We start from the raw sequence: 17629 nt of genomic DNA on the forward strand, positions 1-17629 counted from the left end.
CGGACGGCTGAATGGCCGAAGCCACCGGCGCAAGCCAGTGCAGGCACATTCGAATCAGCAGCATCAACACAACAAGGGACTCGCTTCGATCCGCCGGCAGCTTGGAAGCTGCAGGCTGGGGTATTCCGTATCGGTGTTTCGTGGGTGTCGGCTTGACTTGGGCGCCTTGTCTGCCACTTTGCGCGATTGCGCGGGGTTTGCAGCTCGGCGCCAAAGCGGCATCGACCTCCCAGCGCCGCCCTGGGTATTTGATGGCAGTGGACTAAACTTCTGTCTAATCAAGCACTTACATGACCGCGCTGGTGAAAAACATTATAGGTGCGAAGCAAGGGCCCGCGGCTGCTCGAAATCCCGCAGGCCCCGAAGCCACGAACGAAGCCGGGGCGCCGCATTCGGCCACCAGATTCCTCACGGTCGATGCCGAATCCGCCGGGCAGCGGCTCGACAACTTCCTTTTCCGCCATCTGAAAGGCGTTCCGAAGACGCACGTCTACCGGATCATCCGGTCGGGAGAGGTGCGCATCAACAAGGGCCGGGTGCAGGCCGAGACCCGCATCGAAGCCGGCGACGTGCTGCGGCTGCCGCCGATCCGCATTTCGCAGCGCGCGGAGGAGGGCGCCGCCCCGCCAGCGCCAGCGCGCGAATTTCCCGTCCTGCTGGAAGACGACGCCGTCCTGGCCGTCGACAAGCCGGCCGGGGTGGCCGTCCACGGCGGCAGCGGCGTGAGCTTCGGCGTGATCGAGCAACTGCGCACCGCGCGGCCCGGGGCCAAGTTCCTGGAGCTGGTGCACCGGCTGGACCGCGAGACCTCCGGCATCCTGCTGGTGGCCAAGAAGCGCAGCGCGCTGGTCGCGCTGCAGGACCAGTTCCGCGAACGCGAGACCGGCAAGACCTATCTGGCGCTGGTCGAAGGCGACTGGCCGGCCAGCAAAAAGGTGCTCGACGCGCCTCTCGCCAGGTATCTGCTGCCCGACGGCTCGGCCGGCGCGGGCGAGCGCCGCGTACGTGTGGTTGCCAAGGACCACCCGGACGCCATGCGCGCCGTCACGCTGGTGCGGGTGCTGGCCGGGCTCTCGCTGCCGGGCGAGTCGGCTCCGATGTCGCTGCTGGCGGTCACGATCAAGACCGGCCGCACGCACCAGATCCGCGTTCATCTCGCCTCGGCCGGCCATCCGATCGCGGGCGACGACAAGTACGGCGAAGCCGATCGCCAGCGCGCCCTTCACAAGCTGGGCCTGCGGCGCATGTTCCTGCACGCGTGGCGGCTGCAGTTCAATCACCCGGCCAGCGGCGAACGCGTTGCGCTGCAGGCCGGCCTGCCGCCCGAGCTGCTCTCGCTGATGCCCCCGGCTGCCCTCGAGGCGATGGCCCGACACCCCACCTCCAAGGTTCATGACTGATTCCAACAGACCCCCGCGCTTCGACCTGATTGCTTTCGACTGGGACGGCACGCTCTACGACTCCACCCGCCTCATCGTGCGCTGCATCCAGGCCGCGGTGATCGACGTGGGCGGCGCCAAGCCTAGCGAGAACGACGCCGCCTGGGTGATCGGCCTGGGCCTGGCCGAGGCGCTCGCGCGCGCGGCGCCCGATGTGCCGAAGGAGAAATACCCCGAACTCGGCGCGCGCTACCGCTACCACTACCTGCAGCACCAGGACGACATCGTCCTCTTCGATGGCGTGCTGCAGATGCTCGACGCGCTGCGCGAGCGCGGCCACCAGCTGGCGGTGGCCACCGGCAAGTCGCGCCGCGGCCTCAACGAGGCGCTGAGGTCGGTCGCGCTGCGCGACCGCTTCGACGCCTCGCGCACCGCCGACGAGACCTTCGGCAAGCCGCACCCGCGCATGCTGCTGGAGCTGATGGAAGAACTCGACGTGCCGCCCGAGCGCACCCTGATGATCGGCGACACCACGCACGACCTGCAGCTCGCGCAGAACGCCGGCTGCGCCAGCGTGGGCGTGAGCTACGGCGCCCACGAGCCCGCGAGCTTCGACGAATTCAAGCCGCTGCATGTCGCCCATTCGGTGGCCGACCTCGAAGCCTGGCTGCTCGAAAACGCCTGAACAGAATCGATCAAGATGCCGCCATGAGCGATCAAGAACGCATTCCGCTGTGTAACGCCTGCGACCTGGCCGAAGGCGGCCTGGCGGTGCCCTTCGACGTGATCTACGGCGGCGAGACCTGCCGCGCCTTCGCGATACGTTTCGAGGGCCGGCCGCATGCGTTCCTCAATCGCTGCACGCACGTCGCGATGGAGCTCGATTTCCAGCCCGACCGCTTCTTCGACGACACCGGCCAGTGGCTGCTGTGCGCGACGCACGGCGCGGCCTATCGGCCCGACACCGGCGAATGCGCGGGCGGCCCGTGCCGCGGCGGCCTCGTGAAGATCGCGCTGAGCGAGCATGACGGCGTGGTGCACTGGCATACTGACTGGAACCTTCACCCCCTGACTTTCTGACCGACATGACCGACCCGAACCGAACCGAACCCTCGGGGTTCGAACCATTTGAGCGGGCCCCTTCCACGAACATGGCCAAAGATCCCACGCAGCGCCCCGGTTGGGAGCGCGCAACCCTCGAGAAGCTCGCCTTCGCCTCGCTGAACGAACAGAAGGCCGCGCGCCGCTGGAAGACCTTCACGCGACTGGCCTGGCTGGCCTTCTTCGTCTTCCTGGCTTGGGCCGCGTTCTCGCGCAGCACGCCGAGCACGGCCAAGACCTCGGCGCACACGGCCGTCGTCGAGATCAAGGGCGAGATCGCCAACGGCGGCGACGCGAGCGCCGAGTTCGTGGTCGCGGCCATGAAGACGGCCTTCGAGGACGAGGGCGCCAAGGGCGTGGTCCTGCTGATCAACTCCCCTGGCGGCAGCCCGGTGCAGGCCGGCATCATCAACGACGAGATCAAGCGCCTGAAGGCCAAGTACAAGAAACCGGTCTATGCCGTGGTCGAGGAAACCTGCGCTTCGGCGGCCTACTACATCGCCGCCGCGGCGGACAAGATCTACGTCGACAAGGCCAGCATCGTCGGCAGCATCGGCGTGCTGATGGACGGCTTCGGCTTCACCGGCGTGATGGAGAAGGTGGGCGTCGAGCGCCGCCTGCTGACGGCCGGCGAGAACAAGGGCTTCCTCGACCCGTTCAGCCCGATGAGCGACGCGCAGCGCGCGCATGCGCAGACCATGCTCAACCAGATCCACACGCAGTTCATCAATGTGGTGAAGGCCGGCCGCGGCGACCGCCTCAAGCTCGATACCCCGGGCCTGTTCAGCGGCCTCTTCTGGAGCGGCGAGCAGGCCGTCGAGTACGGCCTGGCCGACCAGCTCGGCAATGTCGACTACGTGGCGCGCGAAGTGATCAAGGCCGAAGAGGTAATCGACTACACCCGCCGCGACAACGTGGCCGAGAAGCTGGCCAAGAAGTTCGGCGCGGCGATGGCCGAGACCACCGTGCGCCTGATGCACGCCACGCCGGCGCTGCGCTGATCGTTTCTTACCTGGCTTCGCCGCCGGCCGTGTAGCGCGCCGATGCCGCCAGCGCCGCGGCGAAGACCACCACCACGTAGAGCGCCGCCGTCAGCGAGGTCGCGCGCGCCAGAAGGCCGATCACCGCCGGGCCTGCCATGAACCCAAGATAAGCCACGGCCGAGACCGACGCGATGCCACGCGCGGGCTCGATGCCGGGCACCTTCGCGGAGGCCGAGAACAGGATCGGCACCACGTTCGCGAAACCTACCCCCACGCCGGCGAAGCCGACCAGTGCCAGCCAGGGCAGATCGGTGATGAGCACCAGCGTCATTGATGCCGCCGCCAGCAGGCCGCTGCCGAGCAGCAGCGCAGCCGGCGAGAAGCGCGCGCGCAGGGCGTCGCCGCCGAAGCGCGCAGCCGCCATCGCCGCCGAGAAGCTCGCGTAGGCCAGCGCGGCCTGCTGTTGCGGGCTGCCGATTTCCTGCTGCATGTAAAGCACGCTCCAGTCGTAGATCGCGCCCTCGGCGATCAGGCCCAGCGCGGCGAGCACGCCCAGCACGGCGAGCGTGCCGCGAGGCAGCAGGAAGCCGTGGTCGACTTCGGTCGCACCGCTGGTGGCGGGTCGGGGCAGCATGCGTGTGGAGGCCAGCGCGACGAGCACCGTCATGCCGGCTGCAACCACCAGCAGGTGCGCCTGCGCGCCGAGCCCGGCCGCCAGCGCGGCGCTGCCGCTCGCGGCACCGGCCATGCCGCCGAGGCTGAACATGCCGTGCATGCCGCTCATCAGCGGCGTGCCGCCATGCAGCTCGAGCTGGGCGGCCTCCGTGTTGATCGACACGTCGAACACGCTCGTCACGAGGCCGAAGGCTGCCAGCAGCACCAGCAGCGCCGCGTAGCCCGGCATGGCGATCAGGCCTGCCAGCAGCAGCGCGTAGACGACGCCGCAGATGCCGGCCATGCGCCGCGGGCCGTTGCGGCCGATCCAGCGGCCCGCGCTGGTCAGTCCGAACATGGCTCCGGCGCCGGCCGCGAGCATGGCCAGGCCGAGCTGGGCCTCGTCGATGCCGTAGTGCGCCTTGACCGTGGGCACGTGCACGCCCCAGGTCGCGAAGATGAAGCCGGCTGCGAAGAACTGCGCGCGCGAAGCCCAGCGCGTGGCTGCGGTAATGGCCACCATCATCAGCGGCCGATCGCGAACACGGCGGGCAGGCGTTCGTCAGTGGTGGGCTGGGGCTTCGCCGCGCGCCAGGACTTGACCGTCTCGCTGCGCACGTGGGCGTTGGCGAGCGTCAGGCCGCGTGCCACGGCGAGGCGGGTGTTGTGCTGCAGCGTCTGCGTCAGCGCCTGCAGCAGTGCGGCGTTGCGATAGGGCGTCTCGATGAAGAGCTGCGTCTGCCCCGACTTGAGCGCCAGCGCCTCGAGCTCGCGGATGCGGGCCTGGCGCTCGCCGGCGTCCTGCGGCAGGTAGCCGACGAAGGCGAAGTTCTGGCCGTTGAGCCCGCTCGCGGCCAACGCAAGCAACAGGGAGACTGGGCCGGTCAGCGGCACCACGGCGAGGCCGAGGTCGTGCGCGGCGCGCGCCACCGACGAGCCCGGATCCGCCACCGCCGGCATGCCGGCTTCGCTCAGCAGGCCGACATCGTGGCCTTCGAGCGCGGCGGCGAGCAGGGGGCGGGCGTCGAACTGGCCCGCGTGATCACCTTTCTTGTGCACTTCGCGCGGCAGTTCCTGGATGTTCTGCGCCTGCAGGGGCGCGGCGAGCGGCGCGACGGCGTCGATGCGCTTCAGGTAGGCGCGCGCGGACTTCGCGTTCTCGCAGATCCAGTGCGTGATGCCGGCGGCCGTCTGCAAGGTGCCCAAGGGCAGGGCATCCTGCAACGGGGCTTGAGCCTCGCAGCCGAAATCGAGCGGCGCGGGGACGAGATAGAGCTTGCCTTTTTCCTTCTGCGTCATAGGAGGTCGACCCCCGCGGCGCGCAGCATCTGGCAGGTTCTTATCAGTGGCAGGCCGACCAGCGCGGTCGGGTCGTCGCTGTCGATGGAGTTCAGCAGCGCGATGCCCAGGCCCTCGCTTTTGGCGCTGCCGGCGCAGTCGTAGGGCTGTTCGGCCTGCAGGTAGTGCTCGATGGCGGCGTCGCTGAGGTCGCGGAACACCACGCGCACGGGGGCGATGTCGCGCTGGACGAAGCCCGTGGCCTTGCAGACGACGGCCACGGCGGTCTGGAAGATCAGCGTCTGGCCGCGCATGCGGCGCAGCTGGGCGGTGGCCCTGGCGTGGTCGCCGGGCTTGCCCAGCGCTTCGCCGGCGAGATCGGCCACCTGGTCCGAGCCGATGACCACGGCTTCGGGGAAGCGGGCGGCCACGGCATTGGCCTTTTCGAGTGCGAGGCGGACGGCGAGGTCGTGCGGCGTTTCGCCGGGCAAGGGTGTTTCGTCCACTTCCGGCGAGTGCACGTCGAAGGGCAGGCGCAGGCGGGTGAGCAATTCGCGGCGATAGCGCGAGGTGGAAGCGAGGATCACTGTGCGTTGCATGCCGACGATTGTGCGTGAGCCGCCTAAAACCCTCAGGCATGTCCCATGCCGGCCGGATGGCTGGCGCGCTAGACTGGCGTGGATGAAGAGAGAATTCGCCCCCGAACGGCTCAATGTGCCCGGTTTCGCCGCCGCTGGCGCCACGATGGAAGCCGCAGATCCGGTTCCGAAATACGCACGCCTGGTCGCCGAACTGGCTGCTCCCGCTCCCGATGCGGTGGTGAACTGGACGGCCCACGGCGAAGAACGCCCCGGCGCGGATGGCAAGCCCGTGCCCTGGCTCCATCTGGAGGCCGAGGCCGTCGTGCCGCTGGTTTGCCAGCGCTGCCTGTCGCCGGTAGGTACGTCGCTTACCGTGGACCGCTGGTTCCGCTTCGTCGCCAACGAGGAGGTCGCCGAGGCGGAAGACGAGGAATCCGAGGAAGATTTGCTCGTCGTGAGCCGGGATTTCGACCTCCATACCCTCATCGAAGACGAGCTTCTGATGGAAATCCCCGTCATGCCGGCCCATGAGGTCTGTCCCACGCCGGTGCGGCTTTCGTCCAGCGACGAGGACTTCAAGGCCGCCGAAGAGGCCAAGCCGAACCCCTTTGCCGTGCTCGGTGCGTTGCGTTCGCGCAAGCCGGAAGAGGGAAAGTAGCCCTTTGCCTCAGGCTGGGCTATAATCATGGGCTTCGCGCGCGCCGCCGTGAGCAGCGATACACGAAACGACGACAGGGGCATTCCATACATGCCTCCGGGTTTTGCGGGTTTCGTTTATTGCCACCGCTTGAGCCCGCATCCAATCACCAACCTAACAGTCCAGGAGCCATCATGGCCGTCCAGCAAAACAAGAAGTCGCCTTCCAAGCGCGGCATGCACCGTTCCCACAATGCACTGGTCGTGCCCGGCATCGCCGTGGAGCCGACCACCGGCGAAACCCACCTGCGCCACCACATCAGCCCGAACGGTTTCTACCGTGGCCGCCAGGTTCTCAAGAACAAGTCCGAAGCCTGATCTCGCATCCCAAGGCCAAGGCCCGAAGCTACTTTTGCCGTAGCGTCGGGCCTTTGTTTTGATGGCTACGCCTTCTTTTCCCGAAAACACCGCTGCGCCTTCCGCAATCACGCTCGCCGTGGATTGCATGGGAGGTGATCATGGGCCGCGCGTCACGCTCGCGGCCTGCCGCGCGTTCCTCGAGCGGCACGGCGATGCCTCGTTGCTGCTCGTCGGCGCGCCAGCCGCGCTGGCCGGGTTTGCTGACCATCCGCGTGCCCGTATCGTCGCCGCGAGCGAAGTCGTGGGCATGGACGATCCAATCGAAATCGCCCTGCGCAAGAAGAAGGATTCTTCGATGCGCGTCGCGATCCAGCAGGTCAAGGACGGCGCCGCCCAGGCGGCCGTTTCCGCCGGCAATACCGGCGCCCTCATGGCGATCGCGCGCTACCTGCTCAAGACGCTGGAAGGCATCGATCGCCCGGCCATCGCGCCGCAGCTCCCCAATGCCAAAGGCGGAGCAACGACGGTGCTCGACCTCGGCGCCAACGTCGATTGCGATGCCGAAGACCTGCTTCAGTTTGCCGTGCTCGGCTCGGCCTTGGTCTCGGCGCTGACCGGCAACGAGGCGCCTTCGGTCGGCCTGCTCAATATTGGCGAGGAAGCCATCAAGGGCAGTGAAACGATCAAGAAGGCAAGCCAACTGCTGCGTACGGCCGCCAATTCCAAGGATCTGAACTTTTACGGCAACGTGGAAGGCAACGATATCTTCAAGGGCACGACCGACATTGTCGTCTGTGACGGTTTTGTCGGAAATGTGGCGCTCAAGGCCAGCGAAGGCGTCGCGTCGATGATCGGCGAGTTCATCCGGGTCGAATTCTCGCGAAGCCTTTTCACCAAAATTGCGGCAATTGTTGCTTATCCGGTCCTAAAAGCGTTTAAAAGTCGCTTGGATCATCGTCGCTACAACGGTGCCGCCTTGTTGGGCCTGCGCGGACTGGTTTTCAAGAGCCATGGCTCGGCTGACGAGGTGGCTTTCGGTCATGCGCTGGATCGCGCTTATGATGCCGCTCGCAACAACCTGCTCGATCGCGTGCGGGCCCGCATCGCCCACGCCGCGCCTTTGCTCGCGCGGCAGGAACCGGCGGCGCCGGTCGACGCGACAGCCCTTCACGTTTGATGACTCCTTATTCACGCATTACCGGCACCGGCAGCTACCTGCCTCCACGCCGCGTGACCAATGACGATCTCGCCAAGGATCTGGCTACGCGAGGCATCGAGACCTCCGACCAGTGGATCGTCGAGCGCACCGGTATTCACGCCCGGCATTTCGCCGCGCCGGATGTCACCAGCAGCGACCTCGGTCTCCAGGCGGCCCGGCACGCGCTGGAGGCGGCCGGCCGCAAGGCCAGCGACGTCGACCTGATCATCGTTGCGACTTCCACGCCGGACATGGTGTTCCCGTCGTCGGCAGCCATCCTCCAGAACAAGCTCGGCATTGCCGGCTGCCCGGCGTTCGACGTGCAGGCGGTCTGCAGCGGTTTCGTCTACGCGCTCACCGTCGCCGACGCGATGATCCGCACCGGCACCGCGCGCTGTGCGCTGGTGGTGGGCGCCGAAGTGTTCTCCCGCATCCTCGACTTCAACGACCGCACCACCTGCGTACTGTTCGGCGACGGCGCGGGCGCGGTGGTGCTCGAGGCCAGCGAGGAGCCCGGCATCCTGGCAAGCGACCTGCACGCCGACGGCAAGCACGTCGGCATTCTTTGCGTGCCGGGCCACGTTTCGGGCGGCAACGTGCTGGGCACGCCGCTGCTGCACATGGACGGCCAGGCCGTCTTCAAGCTCGCGGTCCGCGTGCTCGAAGAGGCGGCGCGTGCCACGCTGGCAAAGGCCGGCAAGGTAGACACCGACATCGACTGGCTCATCCCGCACCAGGCCAACATCCGCATCATGGAGGGCACCGCGAAGAAGCTGAGGCTTCCGCGCGAGAAGCTGATCGTCACGGTCAACGAGCACGGCAACACCTCCGCCGCCTCGATTCCGCTGGCGCTCGACGAGGCGGTGCGCTCGGGCAAGGTGAAGAAAGGCGAAACGCTCATGCTCGAGGGCGTGGGGGGCGGCTTCACCTGGGGCGCGGTGCTGTTGAATCTGTAGTTAGCTAGTGCGTTGCGGTGCCCCGGAAGGGGCCGGCAATGCGAGACGACGCGTAAACAATGAAATCCTTTGCATTTGTCTTTCCGGGGCAGGGCTCGCAGGCTGTCGGCATGCTCGACGCCTGGGGCGACCATCCGGCCGTGGCCGAAACGCTGCGTGAGGCGTCCGAGGCGCTCGGCGAAGATGTCGGCGCCCTGATCAAGAACGGCCCGAAGGAAGAGCTGGCGCTCACCACGAACACCCAGCCCGTGATGCTGGTGGCTGGTGTGGCCGCATGGCGCGCATGGCTGGCCGAAGGTGGCGCGAAGCCTTCCGTCGTGGCGGGGCATTCGCTCGGCGAGTATTCGGCGCTGGTTGCTTCGGGCGTGCTGACGCTGGCGCAGGCCGCGCCGCTGGTGCGCTTCCGTGCGCAGGCGATGCAGCAGGCCGTGCCTGTGGGCGTCGGCGCGATGGCTGCCGTGCTTGGCATGGAGTCGGCCAAGGTGGTGGCAGGGTGTGCGGAAGCCACGGCCAGCTTCGGCGCCGGCAGCGCGGAAGTCGTTGAAGCGGTGAACTTCAACGACCCGGTGCAGACGGTGATCGCCGGCAGCAAAGCTGCGGTGGACAAAGCCTGCGAGCTGCTGAAGGCAAACGGCGCCAAGCGCGCGCTGCTGCTGCCGGTTTCGGCGCCTTTCCATTCGAGCCTGATGAAGCCCGCGGCGGAAGCGCTGCGCGAGAAGCTGGCTTCGGTCACGCTGGCTGCGCCGCAGATCCCGGTGCTGAATAACATCGACGTCGCCGTCGAAACCGACGCCGACCGCATCCGCGACGCCCTGGTGCGCCAGGCCGCTGGCCCGGTGCGTTGGGTCGAGAGCGTGCAGGCCTTGAAACTGCGCGGTGTAGCCGCCATCATCGAGTGCGGTCCCGGCAAGGTGCTGGCCGGCATGGTGAAGCGTATCGCCCCCGATCTGGAAGCCGCGTCGGTGTACGACCCGGCAACGCTCGCGGACACCCGACAATCGCTCGCCGGCTGACGGCGCCAAGGCCCCCATACTTTTCTTATGAGCATTCCCAAATTCGAAGGGCAGGTTGCCCTGGTCACCGGCGCGACGCGCGGCATCGGCGCGGCGATCGCGCTGGAGCTGGCCCAGCGCGGCCTCAAGGTCGTGGGCACCGGCACCACCGATGACGGCGCGGCCAAGATCACCGCGGCGCTGAGCGCGTACGACGGCCGCGGCCGCGCGTTGAACGTCAATGACGGCGCCGCCGTCGAAGCCCTGATCGACGAGATCGTGCAGGCATACGGCGCCATCCACGTGTTGGTGAACAACGCCGGCATCACGCGCGACACGCTCGCCATGCGCATGAAGGACAGCGACTGGGATGCGGTGCTCGACACCAATCTCAAGGCGGTCTTCTCGCTCTCGCGTGCGGTGATCCGTCCGATGATGAAGCAGCGCTACGGCCGCATCATCAGCATCACCAGCGTGGTGGGCGCTTCCGGCAATGCCGGCCAGGCCAACTACGCGGCCGCCAAGGCGGGCGTGGCGGGCATGACCCGTGCGCTGGCCCGCGAACTGGGCAGCCGGAACATCACCGTCAACTGCGTCGCCCCCGGTTTCATCGAGACCGACATGACGGCCAGCCTTCCCGAAGCCCAGCAACAGGCGCTGCTCCAGCAGATCCCGCTGGGCCACCTGGGCAAGCCGGCTGACATCGCGCACGCGGTGGCGTACCTCGCATCGCCCCAGGCGTCCTACGTCACGGGGCAGGAGCTGCACGTCAACGGCGGCATGCACATGTAGCCGCAAGGCGCAAGTTTTCTCCGTCCCGGGGGCACGGCAAATGCCACAATGCGCCCGGCTAAAATCCACCGATTACCTACAACCCTCAGAGGGAACCAAATGAGCGATATCGAAGCACGTGTCAAGAAAATCATCGCCGAGCAACTCGGCGTGGAAGAGTCCCAGGTGACGAACGAAAAGGCTTTCGTGGCTGACCTCGGCGCCGACTCTCTCGACACGGTCGAACTCGTGATGGCACTCGAAGACGAATTCGGCATCGAAATTCCCGACGAAGACGCCGAGAAGATCACCACGGTGCAAAACGCCGTCGACTACGCCACCAAGAATCAAAAGGCCTGATCGGCCAGCTGACAACAACATTGCAACTGCGGCCGGCGGCTTTTTCTTGAACCGCACGCGCCGGCAGGCAACTGTTCAGCGCTTTCAGAAAGGTTTGCCGGCATGACCAAACGCCGCGTCGTCGTTACCGGACTCGGTTGCATCGCTCCTGTCGGAAACACTGTTGCCGAATCCTGGGCCAACCTGTTGGCCGGGAAGTCGGGCATTGCGAACATCACCGCGTTCGATGCAAGCGCCTTCGCCTGCAAGTTCGCAGGTGAGGTCAAGGGTTTCGACATCACCCAATACATCTCGGAGAAGGAAGCGCGTCACATGGACCGCTTCATTCATCTGGGGCTCGCCGCCGCCATCCAGGCGGTGCAGGACAGCGGACTGCCAACCGGCGAAGCGCTCTCCTATGAGCAGGCCGTGCGCATCGGCTGCAACATCGGCTCGGGCATCGGCGGCCTGCCGATGATCGAGGAAACGCACGGCGAACTGATGAACCGCGGCCCGCGCCGGGTGTCGCCGTTCTTCGTGCCGGCTTCGATCATCAACATGATCTCGGGCCACGTCTCGATCAAGTACGGCTTCAAGGGCCCGAACATCGCGGTCGTGACCGCCTGCACCACCGGCCTGCATGCCATCGGCACCTCGGCTCGCATGATCGAGTACGGCGATGCCGACGTCATGATCGCCGGCGGCGCGGAATCGACGATCTCCCCGCTCGGCATCGGCGGCTTCACCGCGCCTCGCGCGCTGAGCACCCGCAACGACGATCCGGCCACGGCCTCGCGCCCGTGGGACAAGGACCGCGACGGCTTCGTGCTGGGCGAGGGCGCCGGCGTGCTGGTGCTCGAAGAATACGAACACGCCAAGGCGCGCGGCGCCAAGATCTACGCCGAGGTCGCGGGCTTCGGCCTGACGGGCGACGCGTATCACATGACCGCGCCCGACGTCGACGGCCCCCGCCGCTCGATGGCCATGGCGCTGTCGAACGCGGGAGTCAACGCCGACCAGGTGCAATACCTGAACGCGCACGGCACTTCCACGCAGATCGGCGACGTCAACGAGACCAATGCGGTCAAGCTGGCTTTCGGCGACCACGCGAAGAAGCTGGTCGTCAATTCGACCAAGTCCATGACCGGCCACCTGCTGGGCGGCGCGGGCGGCATCGAGTCGGTGTTCACCGTGATGGCGCTGCACGAGCAGAAGAGCCCTCCGACCATCAACATCTTCAACCAGGATCCGGAGTGCGATCTCGACTACTGCGCCAACGAGGCGCGCGATCTGAAGATCGATGTCGCGGTCAAGAACAACTTCGGCTTCGGCGGCACCAACGGCACGCTGGTGTTCAAGCGCGCTTGAGCGTCGCTCTGTCATGCACAGCGCGCCGTCGGTGACCTATCCGGTGGGGCGCTCGCGTGGCGCAACCCGGATTCTTGTCGTTCTCTGGGCGCTGGGGGCTCTTTGCGCAGGTGCGTCCTGCTATCTCTTCGATAGCGTCGGATGGCGTCATCTCCTGCTGGTTCTCAGTGTCGTGTTCGCGGGCGTTGCCGCGGGTTTCGGCCTGCGGCAAGAAGGCGCGGGCGTCCTGCATTTCGACGGCCTTTACTGGTCGCTGACAGGCAATCAGGTCTCCCGTGGCGTGCACGCCGCGCGTGCCTCCGTGGCGCTCGACTTCCAGTCGCTGATGCTGCTGCGCCTGAGCGAACCGGGCCGCGCCCGGCGCTGGATCTGGATCGAGCAGCGGGCCATGCCCGAGCGCTGGCGCGATCTGCGCCGCGCGGTATATTCGCGCCCCCCGGCCGCCACGCCCGCGGCCGACCCCTGGCGCGCGACAGCTCCGGCCGACGCGCCCTGAACCTTCTTCGATGACCACCTCCCCGCCCGTGCCGCCGGACTCCGGCCTGAACGACGCGCCCGCTGCGGCGGCGCGTCCGGGCGAGGTCGATTTCCAGCTGGTCCAGCGCACCGTCGCAGGCGACCAGAAGGCCTTCGAGCTGCTGGTCATCAAGTACCAGCGCCGCATCGAGCGCCTGATCGGGCGGATGGTGCGCGATGTCGACCTGATCGAGGACATCGCGCAGGAAACCTTCATTCGCGCCTACCGCGCCCTGCACCAGTTCCGCGGCGAGGCGCAGTTCTATACCTGGCTCTACCGGATCGCCGTCAACACCGCCAAGAAGGCACTGGTGGACATGAAGCGCGATCCCACCGTCTCCGAGGCGGCTCTGAGGCCTTCTTCCGAGGATGAGGATGAAACTTACCGTCCCGGAAACGAACCAACCAGCGACGAAACCCCCGAATCGGTCATGGCGGCGAACGAAATCGCCGGCGCCGTCGAGGCAGCCATGGAAGCGCTCCCTGCCGAACTTCGGCAGGCGGTCACGCTGCGCGAGATCGAGGGCATGAGTTACGAAGAGATTGCCGAGGTCATGGATTGCCCTATCGGCACGGTGCGTTCGCGGATTTTCCGGGCGCGCGAGGCCATTTCGGCCAGGGTCAAGCCGTTGCTGGACAACCAGTCCGGCAAGCGTTGGTAGTAAGCAGGTGAATGAAATGAATCAGACGATGACGGTTCGGGAACAGGTGTCCGCACTTGCGGATGGTCATTTGCAGGGCGAGGCGTTCGCTCAGGCTATCGAGGCGATCGGCGCCGAAGGCGAGTCGCGCGCGACATGGCAGGCCTACCACGTGGTGGGCGACGTGCTGCGCTCGGGTTCGCATTCGCCGTGCAGCGATACCTCGGCCTTCCTGGCGCGCTTCCAGCAGCGGCTGGCGGCAGAGCCGGTGATGATGGCCCCGGTGGCGGAGCCCGTCGCCGTGGCCATGCCGGTCCAGCGCAGGGCGGAAGCGGCCAACGAGCCGGTGTTCCGCTGGAAGCTGGTGGCCGGCGCCGCATCGCTGATGGCCGTTGCCGCCATCAGCTGGACCCTGGTCGGCAACGGCTCGGCCGTGCCGCAGCAAGGCGGTGCTCAACTGGCTTCGGTGCAGCAGCAACAGCAGCCGGCACCGGCCGTGAACTCGGTGCTTGCCGCGGCCGCGGTCAACGGCCCCCAGGCCGTCGGCAACACGCTGACCCCGACCCGCGTGATCGTGGGCAACGGCAATCCGCAGGTCATGCTGCGCGACCCGCGCCTGGATCAACTCCTCGAAGCGCACCAGCAGGCCGGCGGCGCTTCGCAAATGCCCTCCGGCTTCCTGCGCAACGCCACTTTCGAGGGCCCGACGCGCTGATGAGCGCGAGCAGCACCCGTAGCCGCCCGTAATGACCGTTCCGATGCCGTTCTCCGCACGCGCCTTCGTGCTTGTGTTTGCTGCCTTCTGCCTCGCGCAGGCTGCCACCGCGCAGACCCGCTCGGGCACCGCGAATGCGAAGAGTGCGGCAACCGCGCAGACGGACGAGCCGCCCGCGATGAGCGTCACGGAGTGGCTGCAGCGCATGCACACCGGCGCCCGCCAGCGCAACTACGTGGGCACCTTCGTGGTGTCGGCGCCGGGCGGCGACCTTTCGAGCGCGCGCATCTGGCATGTGCGCGACGGTGAACACCAGATCGAGCGCATCGAAGCCCTGACGGGGCCGCCGCGCTCCACCTTCCGGCGCAATCGCAACGTCATGACCTTCCTGCCGGAGGCGAAGGTGGTGAAGGTCGAGAAGCGCGAGAACCTCGATCTCTTCCCGAATCTGCCGGACAAGCCCGATTCCTCGATCGGCGATTTCTACGACGTGCGTGCGATCGGCAAGGACCGCGTCGCCGGCTTCGATGCCGACGTGGTGCAGCTGGTGCCGCATGACGGATTGCGCTTCGGCTATCGCATCTGGAGCGAGCGCCGCTCGGGCCTCGTGGTGAAACTGCAGACCGTCGACAGCGACTCCCGCGTGGTGGAGCAGTCGGCTTTTTCCGAACTGCAGCTCGATGCGCCGGTGAAGGCGCAGGCGCTCGCGCAGATGATGTCCAACACCGCGGGATACCGGGTCGAGAAGCTCGAACTCGAACGCAGCAACGCGCAGGATGAAGGCTGGACCCTGCGTGCGCCCGTGGCCGGATTCAAGCCCCGAAGCTTCTTCCGTCGTCCCACGACGGGTGACGACGGCGGCAAGGCAAAGCAGCAGGATGCCGCCACCGTCCAGTGGACCTTCTCCGACGGCCTGGCCTCGGTATCTCTCTTCATCGAACGCTACGACCCCGCGCGCTCGCCCCGCGACGGCGTGCTGACCATCGGCGCGACCAACGCGATCCGCCGCCGCTTGCCCGAGCCGGCCAGCGACTGGTGGCTGACCGCGGTCGGCGAAGTGCCCCAGCAGACGCTCAACGCATTCGCACAAAGCCTCGCGCGCACGCGCTGACGGGCCCGAGAAGCGCCAATTGCGCTGAACCAAGCCCGCGCAGCAGACTCATAGACCTGTTTTTCGCCGCTCTGTTCTTTTGAAAGAAAGCCGATGATCTTCAAAGTCGAGGGACACAAGTTTCGTTCCGGCCTGCTGGCATGCGCACTCGCATTGACCGCCAGCGCCACATTCCTTCCCGTCGAGCCTGTTCACGCGCAGACGCGCACGCTGCCCGACTTCACCGATCTGGTCGATCAGGTCGGCCCCTCCGTCGTCAACATCCGTACCGTCGAGAAGGTGGCGCAGCGCGGCGGCAACGGCGAGATGGACGAGGAAATGCAGGAGTTCTTCCGCCGCTTCTTCGGCCAGCCGCTGCCGGGCCAGCCGCGACAGGGGCCGCGCCAGAACCGTCCGCAGCAGCCGCAGGAAGAAGAGCGTCCGCGTGGTGTGGGCTCCGGCTTCATCCTCACGCCCGACGGCTACGTGATGACCAATGCGCACGTGGTCGAAGACGCCTCCGAGGTGTTGGTCACGTTGCCCGACAAGCGCGAGTTCAAGGCCAAGATCGTCGGCGCCGACAAGCGCACCGACGTCGCCGTCGTGAAGATCGAGGCGACCGGCCTGCCGGCGGTGAAGGTCGGCGACATCTCCAGGCTGCGCGTGGGCGAGTGGGTGATGGCCATCGGCTCGCCCTTCGGCCTCGAGAACACCGTCACCGCCGGCATCGTGAGCGCCAAGCAGCGCGACACCGGCGAATACCTGCCGTTCATCCAGACCGACGTGGCCATCAACCCGGGCAATTCGGGTGGTCCGCTCATCAACATGCGCGGCGAGGTGGTCGGCATCAACAGCCAGATCTACTCGCGCTCGGGCGGCTTCATGGGCATCTCGTTCTCGATTCCGATCGACGAGGCGATCCGCGTGAGCGACCAGCTGCGCACGTCGGGCCGCGTTTCGCGTGGCCGCATCGGCGTGCAGATCGACCAGGTCACGAAGGACGTGGCCGAGGCCATCGGCCTGGGCAAGCCGCAGGGCGCGCTGGTGCGCGGCGTCGAGGCGGGCTCGCCGGGCGAGAAGGCCGGCGTGGAGCCGGGCGACGTGATCACCAAGTTCGACGGCAAGGCCATCGAGAAGCCGAGCGACCTGCCGCGCCTGGTGGGCAACACCAAGCCGGGCACGAAGAGCACGCTCACCGTGTTCCGGCGCGGCGCCTCGCGCGACCTCAGCGTGACCATCGCCGAGATCGAGCCCGACAAGCCGAGCAAGCGTGCGAGCGATCGCGACGAGCCGGCGCAGAAGCCGCCGGCATCCGCCGCCGCCAAGTCGCTGGGCCTGGCCGTGAGCGACCTCACCGATGCGCAGAAGAAGGAGCTGAAGGTGAAGGGCGGCGTGAAGGTCGATGCAGCCAGCGACGCCGCGGCCCGTGCGGGCCTGCGCGAGGGCGACATCATCATGGCTGTCGGCAATGTCGATGTATCGAACGCGCGGGAGTTCGAATCGGCCGTTGCCAAGTCCGACAAGAGCAAGCCGCTCAGCGTGCTCTTCCGCCGCGGCGACTGGGCGCAGTACGCGCTGATCCGGCAGACACGCTGACCGGCTCTGGCGTCAAGTGGCCCCACCCGGTAGTCGGGTTTGGGGCCGTTTTTTTGAGGTGTTTACGACGTTCCGGCGCCGGCCTCCAAAAAAATCCGGCGGACTGAAAACGCTGATTTTGGTTTGCGCCCACTAACTTTCAAAAGGGCTAAGGACGGTTTTCGGTAGAATAAGGCACTCTCGGCGGCTGGTCGGCGCATAAGGAATGCCCCGACCTTCACCATGCGAGATGCCAGATGGCAGTCCACCGGTGCTCCACAGATCGCCCACAAGTTGTTCAGTAACTGCTCCACCGATCCTGTGGATAACCTGTTTGTATCTTTGATGTTGTGGACCTGCAACGACCCTTTTGGACCCCGTTCCCGGATGTACGCGCTTCCCTTTTTGCCTACAATGAAGCTCCAACTACTGCAGTTGCCATTGCTTGTTGGTTCAGGGCGCGTCTCCAGAAGACGCGCCCTTTTTTCTTGCCTGT

General features: G+C 66.7%; 20 protein-coding genes. 17 read left to right on the forward strand and 3 right to left on the reverse strand.

Annotation, left to right across the window (positions count from 1 at the left end):
* The first annotated feature begins 302 nt into the window (after positions 1-302).
* Genes ABL838_RS07935 through ABL838_RS07950 form a run of 4 tightly spaced genes read left to right on the forward strand, consistent with a single transcriptional unit; the run spans position 303 to position 3481 of the window.
* Complete coding sequence (locus tag ABL838_RS07935) at positions 303-1400, forward strand: RluA family pseudouridine synthase (RefSeq protein ID WP_418124985.1); 1098 nt, start codon at positions 303-305, stop codon at positions 1398-1400.
* Complete coding sequence (locus ABL838_RS07940; RefSeq protein ID WP_418124986.1) at positions 1393-2064, forward strand: HAD family hydrolase; 672 nt, start codon at positions 1393-1395, stop codon at positions 2062-2064. Before ABL838_RS07935 ends, ABL838_RS07940 begins: the two co-directional genes overlap by 8 nt.
* Positions 2065-2087: 23 nt before the next feature.
* On the forward strand, positions 2088-2459 hold the full coding sequence (locus ABL838_RS07945) for a Rieske (2Fe-2S) protein (RefSeq protein WP_184635494.1): 372 nt from the start codon (positions 2088-2090) through the stop codon (positions 2457-2459).
* A gap of 5 nt (positions 2460-2464) precedes the next feature.
* Entirely contained in the window at positions 2465-3481 is a 1017-nt protein-coding gene (locus ABL838_RS07950; protein ID WP_126022635.1) for a S49 family peptidase, read from the forward strand.
* A 7-nt stretch (positions 3482-3488) separates the two neighbouring features.
* Here the strand turns inward: ABL838_RS07950 and ABL838_RS07955 are convergent, their stop codons facing one another.
* Genes ABL838_RS07955 through ABL838_RS07965 form a run of 3 tightly spaced genes read right to left on the reverse strand, consistent with a single transcriptional unit; the run spans position 3489 to position 5994 of the window.
* Positions 3489-4640 (reverse strand): MFS transporter, encoded by a 1152-nt coding sequence (locus tag ABL838_RS07955; protein WP_126022929.1) that lies wholly within the window; start codon positions 4638-4640, stop codon positions 3489-3491.
* Positions 4641-4642: 2 nt separating this feature from the next.
* Positions 4643-5416: an SAM-dependent methyltransferase gene (locus ABL838_RS07960; protein ID WP_418119511.1), complete on the reverse strand. Its 774-nt coding sequence runs from the start codon at positions 5414-5416 to the stop codon at positions 4643-4645.
* Positions 5413-5994: a Maf family protein gene (locus ABL838_RS07965; RefSeq protein ID WP_184635498.1), complete on the reverse strand. Its 582-nt coding sequence runs from the start codon at positions 5992-5994 to the stop codon at positions 5413-5415. Before ABL838_RS07965 ends, ABL838_RS07960 begins: the two co-directional genes overlap by 4 nt.
* Before the next feature lie 82 nt (positions 5995-6076).
* On the opposite strand from ABL838_RS07965, the gene ABL838_RS07970 reads away from it, so the two are divergent.
* The 13 genes from ABL838_RS07970 to ABL838_RS08030 all read left to right on the forward strand — a co-directional run bounded on the left by ABL838_RS07970 (position 6077) and on the right by ABL838_RS08030 (position 17154).
* Complete coding sequence (locus tag ABL838_RS07970; protein WP_418124987.1) at positions 6077-6634, forward strand: YceD family protein; 558 nt, start codon at positions 6077-6079, stop codon at positions 6632-6634.
* A 173-nt stretch (positions 6635-6807) separates the two neighbouring features.
* On the forward strand, positions 6808-6990 hold the full coding sequence (rpmF, locus tag ABL838_RS07975; RefSeq protein ID WP_007830466.1) for a 50S ribosomal protein L32: 183 nt from the start codon (positions 6808-6810) through the stop codon (positions 6988-6990).
* 61 nt (positions 6991-7051) lie between these two features.
* On the forward strand, positions 7052-8149 hold the full coding sequence (gene plsX / locus ABL838_RS07980) for a phosphate acyltransferase PlsX (protein ID WP_418124988.1): 1098 nt from the start codon (positions 7052-7054) through the stop codon (positions 8147-8149).
* Positions 8149-9126, forward strand: coding sequence for a beta-ketoacyl-ACP synthase III (locus ABL838_RS07985; protein ID WP_126022640.1), 978 nt, complete (start codon positions 8149-8151; stop codon positions 9124-9126). Before plsX ends, ABL838_RS07985 begins: the two co-directional genes overlap by 1 nt.
* A gap of 59 nt (positions 9127-9185) precedes the next feature.
* Positions 9186-10139, forward strand: coding sequence for an ACP S-malonyltransferase (gene fabD, locus ABL838_RS07990; protein WP_418124989.1), 954 nt, complete (start codon positions 9186-9188; stop codon positions 10137-10139).
* Positions 10140-10166: 27 nt separating this feature from the next.
* Positions 10167-10910 carry a 3-oxoacyl-ACP reductase FabG gene (gene fabG, locus ABL838_RS07995; protein ID WP_126022642.1) on the forward strand — a complete coding sequence of 248 codons (744 nt, stop codon included), beginning with the start codon at positions 10167-10169 and terminating at the stop codon, positions 10908-10910.
* Between the two features lie 99 nt (positions 10911-11009).
* Positions 11010-11249 carry an acyl carrier protein gene (gene acpP, locus ABL838_RS08000; RefSeq protein WP_007830471.1) on the forward strand — a complete coding sequence of 80 codons (240 nt, stop codon included), beginning with the start codon at positions 11010-11012 and terminating at the stop codon, positions 11247-11249.
* 102 nt (positions 11250-11351) lie between these two features.
* A complete protein-coding gene (fabF, locus tag ABL838_RS08005; RefSeq protein WP_019654120.1) occupies positions 11352-12596 on the forward strand; it encodes a beta-ketoacyl-ACP synthase II in 1245 nt (414 codons plus the stop codon).
* Between the two features lie 13 nt (positions 12597-12609).
* On the forward strand, positions 12610-13092 hold the full coding sequence (locus ABL838_RS08010; protein WP_418124990.1) for a hypothetical protein: 483 nt from the start codon (positions 12610-12612) through the stop codon (positions 13090-13092).
* A 10-nt stretch (positions 13093-13102) separates the two neighbouring features.
* The gene (rpoE, locus tag ABL838_RS08015; RefSeq protein WP_126022645.1) at positions 13103-13774 is read left to right on the forward strand and encodes an RNA polymerase sigma factor RpoE; all 672 of its coding nucleotides are present in this window, start codon (positions 13103-13105) and stop codon (positions 13772-13774) included.
* A 16-nt stretch (positions 13775-13790) separates the two neighbouring features.
* Positions 13791-14468: a sigma-E factor negative regulatory protein gene (locus ABL838_RS08020; protein WP_418124991.1), complete on the forward strand. Its 678-nt coding sequence runs from the start codon at positions 13791-13793 to the stop codon at positions 14466-14468.
* Between the two features lie 31 nt (positions 14469-14499).
* Entirely contained in the window at positions 14500-15579 is a 1080-nt protein-coding gene (locus ABL838_RS08025; RefSeq protein ID WP_418124992.1) for a MucB/RseB C-terminal domain-containing protein, read from the forward strand.
* Between the two features lie 93 nt (positions 15580-15672).
* The gene (locus ABL838_RS08030; RefSeq protein ID WP_126022648.1) at positions 15673-17154 is read left to right on the forward strand and encodes a DegQ family serine endoprotease; all 1482 of its coding nucleotides are present in this window, start codon (positions 15673-15675) and stop codon (positions 17152-17154) included.
* The last annotated feature ends 475 nt before the right edge of the window (positions 17155-17629 follow it).

The sequence above is a fragment of the Variovorax sp. 160MFSha2.1 genome (assembly GCF_048305075.1).
GTDB lineage: Bacteria > Pseudomonadota > Gammaproteobacteria > Burkholderiales > Burkholderiaceae_C > Variovorax > Variovorax guangxiensis.

Excerpts from the sequence above, each read along its gene's own strand:
- ABL838_RS07940 (WP_418124986.1), top strand. The coding sequence starts at position 1,393 with ATGACTGATTCCAACAGACCCCCGCGCTTCGACCTGATTGCTTTCGAC.
- ABL838_RS07945 (WP_184635494.1), top strand. The coding sequence starts at position 2,088 with ATGAGCGATCAAGAACGCATTCCGCTGTGTAACGCCTGCGACCTGGCC.
- ABL838_RS07950 (WP_126022635.1), top strand. The coding sequence starts at position 2,465 with ATGACCGACCCGAACCGAACCGAACCCTCGGGGTTCGAACCATTTGAG.
- ABL838_RS07955 (WP_126022929.1), bottom strand. The coding sequence starts at position 4,640 with ATGGTGGCCATTACCGCAGCCACGCGCTGGGCTTCGCGCGCGCAGTTC.
- ABL838_RS07960 (WP_418119511.1), bottom strand. The coding sequence starts at position 5,416 with ATGACGCAGAAGGAAAAAGGCAAGCTCTATCTCGTCCCCGCGCCGCTC.
- ABL838_RS07965 (WP_184635498.1), bottom strand. The coding sequence starts at position 5,994 with ATGCAACGCACAGTGATCCTCGCTTCCACCTCGCGCTATCGCCGCGAA.
- ABL838_RS07970 (WP_418124987.1), top strand. The coding sequence starts at position 6,077 with ATGAAGAGAGAATTCGCCCCCGAACGGCTCAATGTGCCCGGTTTCGCC.
- rpmF (WP_007830466.1), top strand. The coding sequence starts at position 6,808 with ATGGCCGTCCAGCAAAACAAGAAGTCGCCTTCCAAGCGCGGCATGCAC.
- plsX (WP_418124988.1), top strand. The coding sequence starts at position 7,052 with ATGGCTACGCCTTCTTTTCCCGAAAACACCGCTGCGCCTTCCGCAATC.
- ABL838_RS07985 (WP_126022640.1), top strand. The coding sequence starts at position 8,149 with ATGACTCCTTATTCACGCATTACCGGCACCGGCAGCTACCTGCCTCCA.
- fabD (WP_418124989.1), top strand. The coding sequence starts at position 9,186 with ATGAAATCCTTTGCATTTGTCTTTCCGGGGCAGGGCTCGCAGGCTGTC.
- fabG (WP_126022642.1), top strand. The coding sequence starts at position 10,167 with ATGAGCATTCCCAAATTCGAAGGGCAGGTTGCCCTGGTCACCGGCGCG.
- acpP (WP_007830471.1), top strand. The coding sequence starts at position 11,010 with ATGAGCGATATCGAAGCACGTGTCAAGAAAATCATCGCCGAGCAACTC.
- fabF (WP_019654120.1), top strand. The coding sequence starts at position 11,352 with ATGACCAAACGCCGCGTCGTCGTTACCGGACTCGGTTGCATCGCTCCT.
- ABL838_RS08010 (WP_418124990.1), top strand. The coding sequence starts at position 12,610 with ATGCACAGCGCGCCGTCGGTGACCTATCCGGTGGGGCGCTCGCGTGGC.
- rpoE (WP_126022645.1), top strand. The coding sequence starts at position 13,103 with ATGACCACCTCCCCGCCCGTGCCGCCGGACTCCGGCCTGAACGACGCG.
- ABL838_RS08020 (WP_418124991.1), top strand. The coding sequence starts at position 13,791 with ATGAATCAGACGATGACGGTTCGGGAACAGGTGTCCGCACTTGCGGAT.
- ABL838_RS08025 (WP_418124992.1), top strand. The coding sequence starts at position 14,500 with ATGACCGTTCCGATGCCGTTCTCCGCACGCGCCTTCGTGCTTGTGTTT.
- ABL838_RS08030 (WP_126022648.1), top strand. The coding sequence starts at position 15,673 with ATGATCTTCAAAGTCGAGGGACACAAGTTTCGTTCCGGCCTGCTGGCA.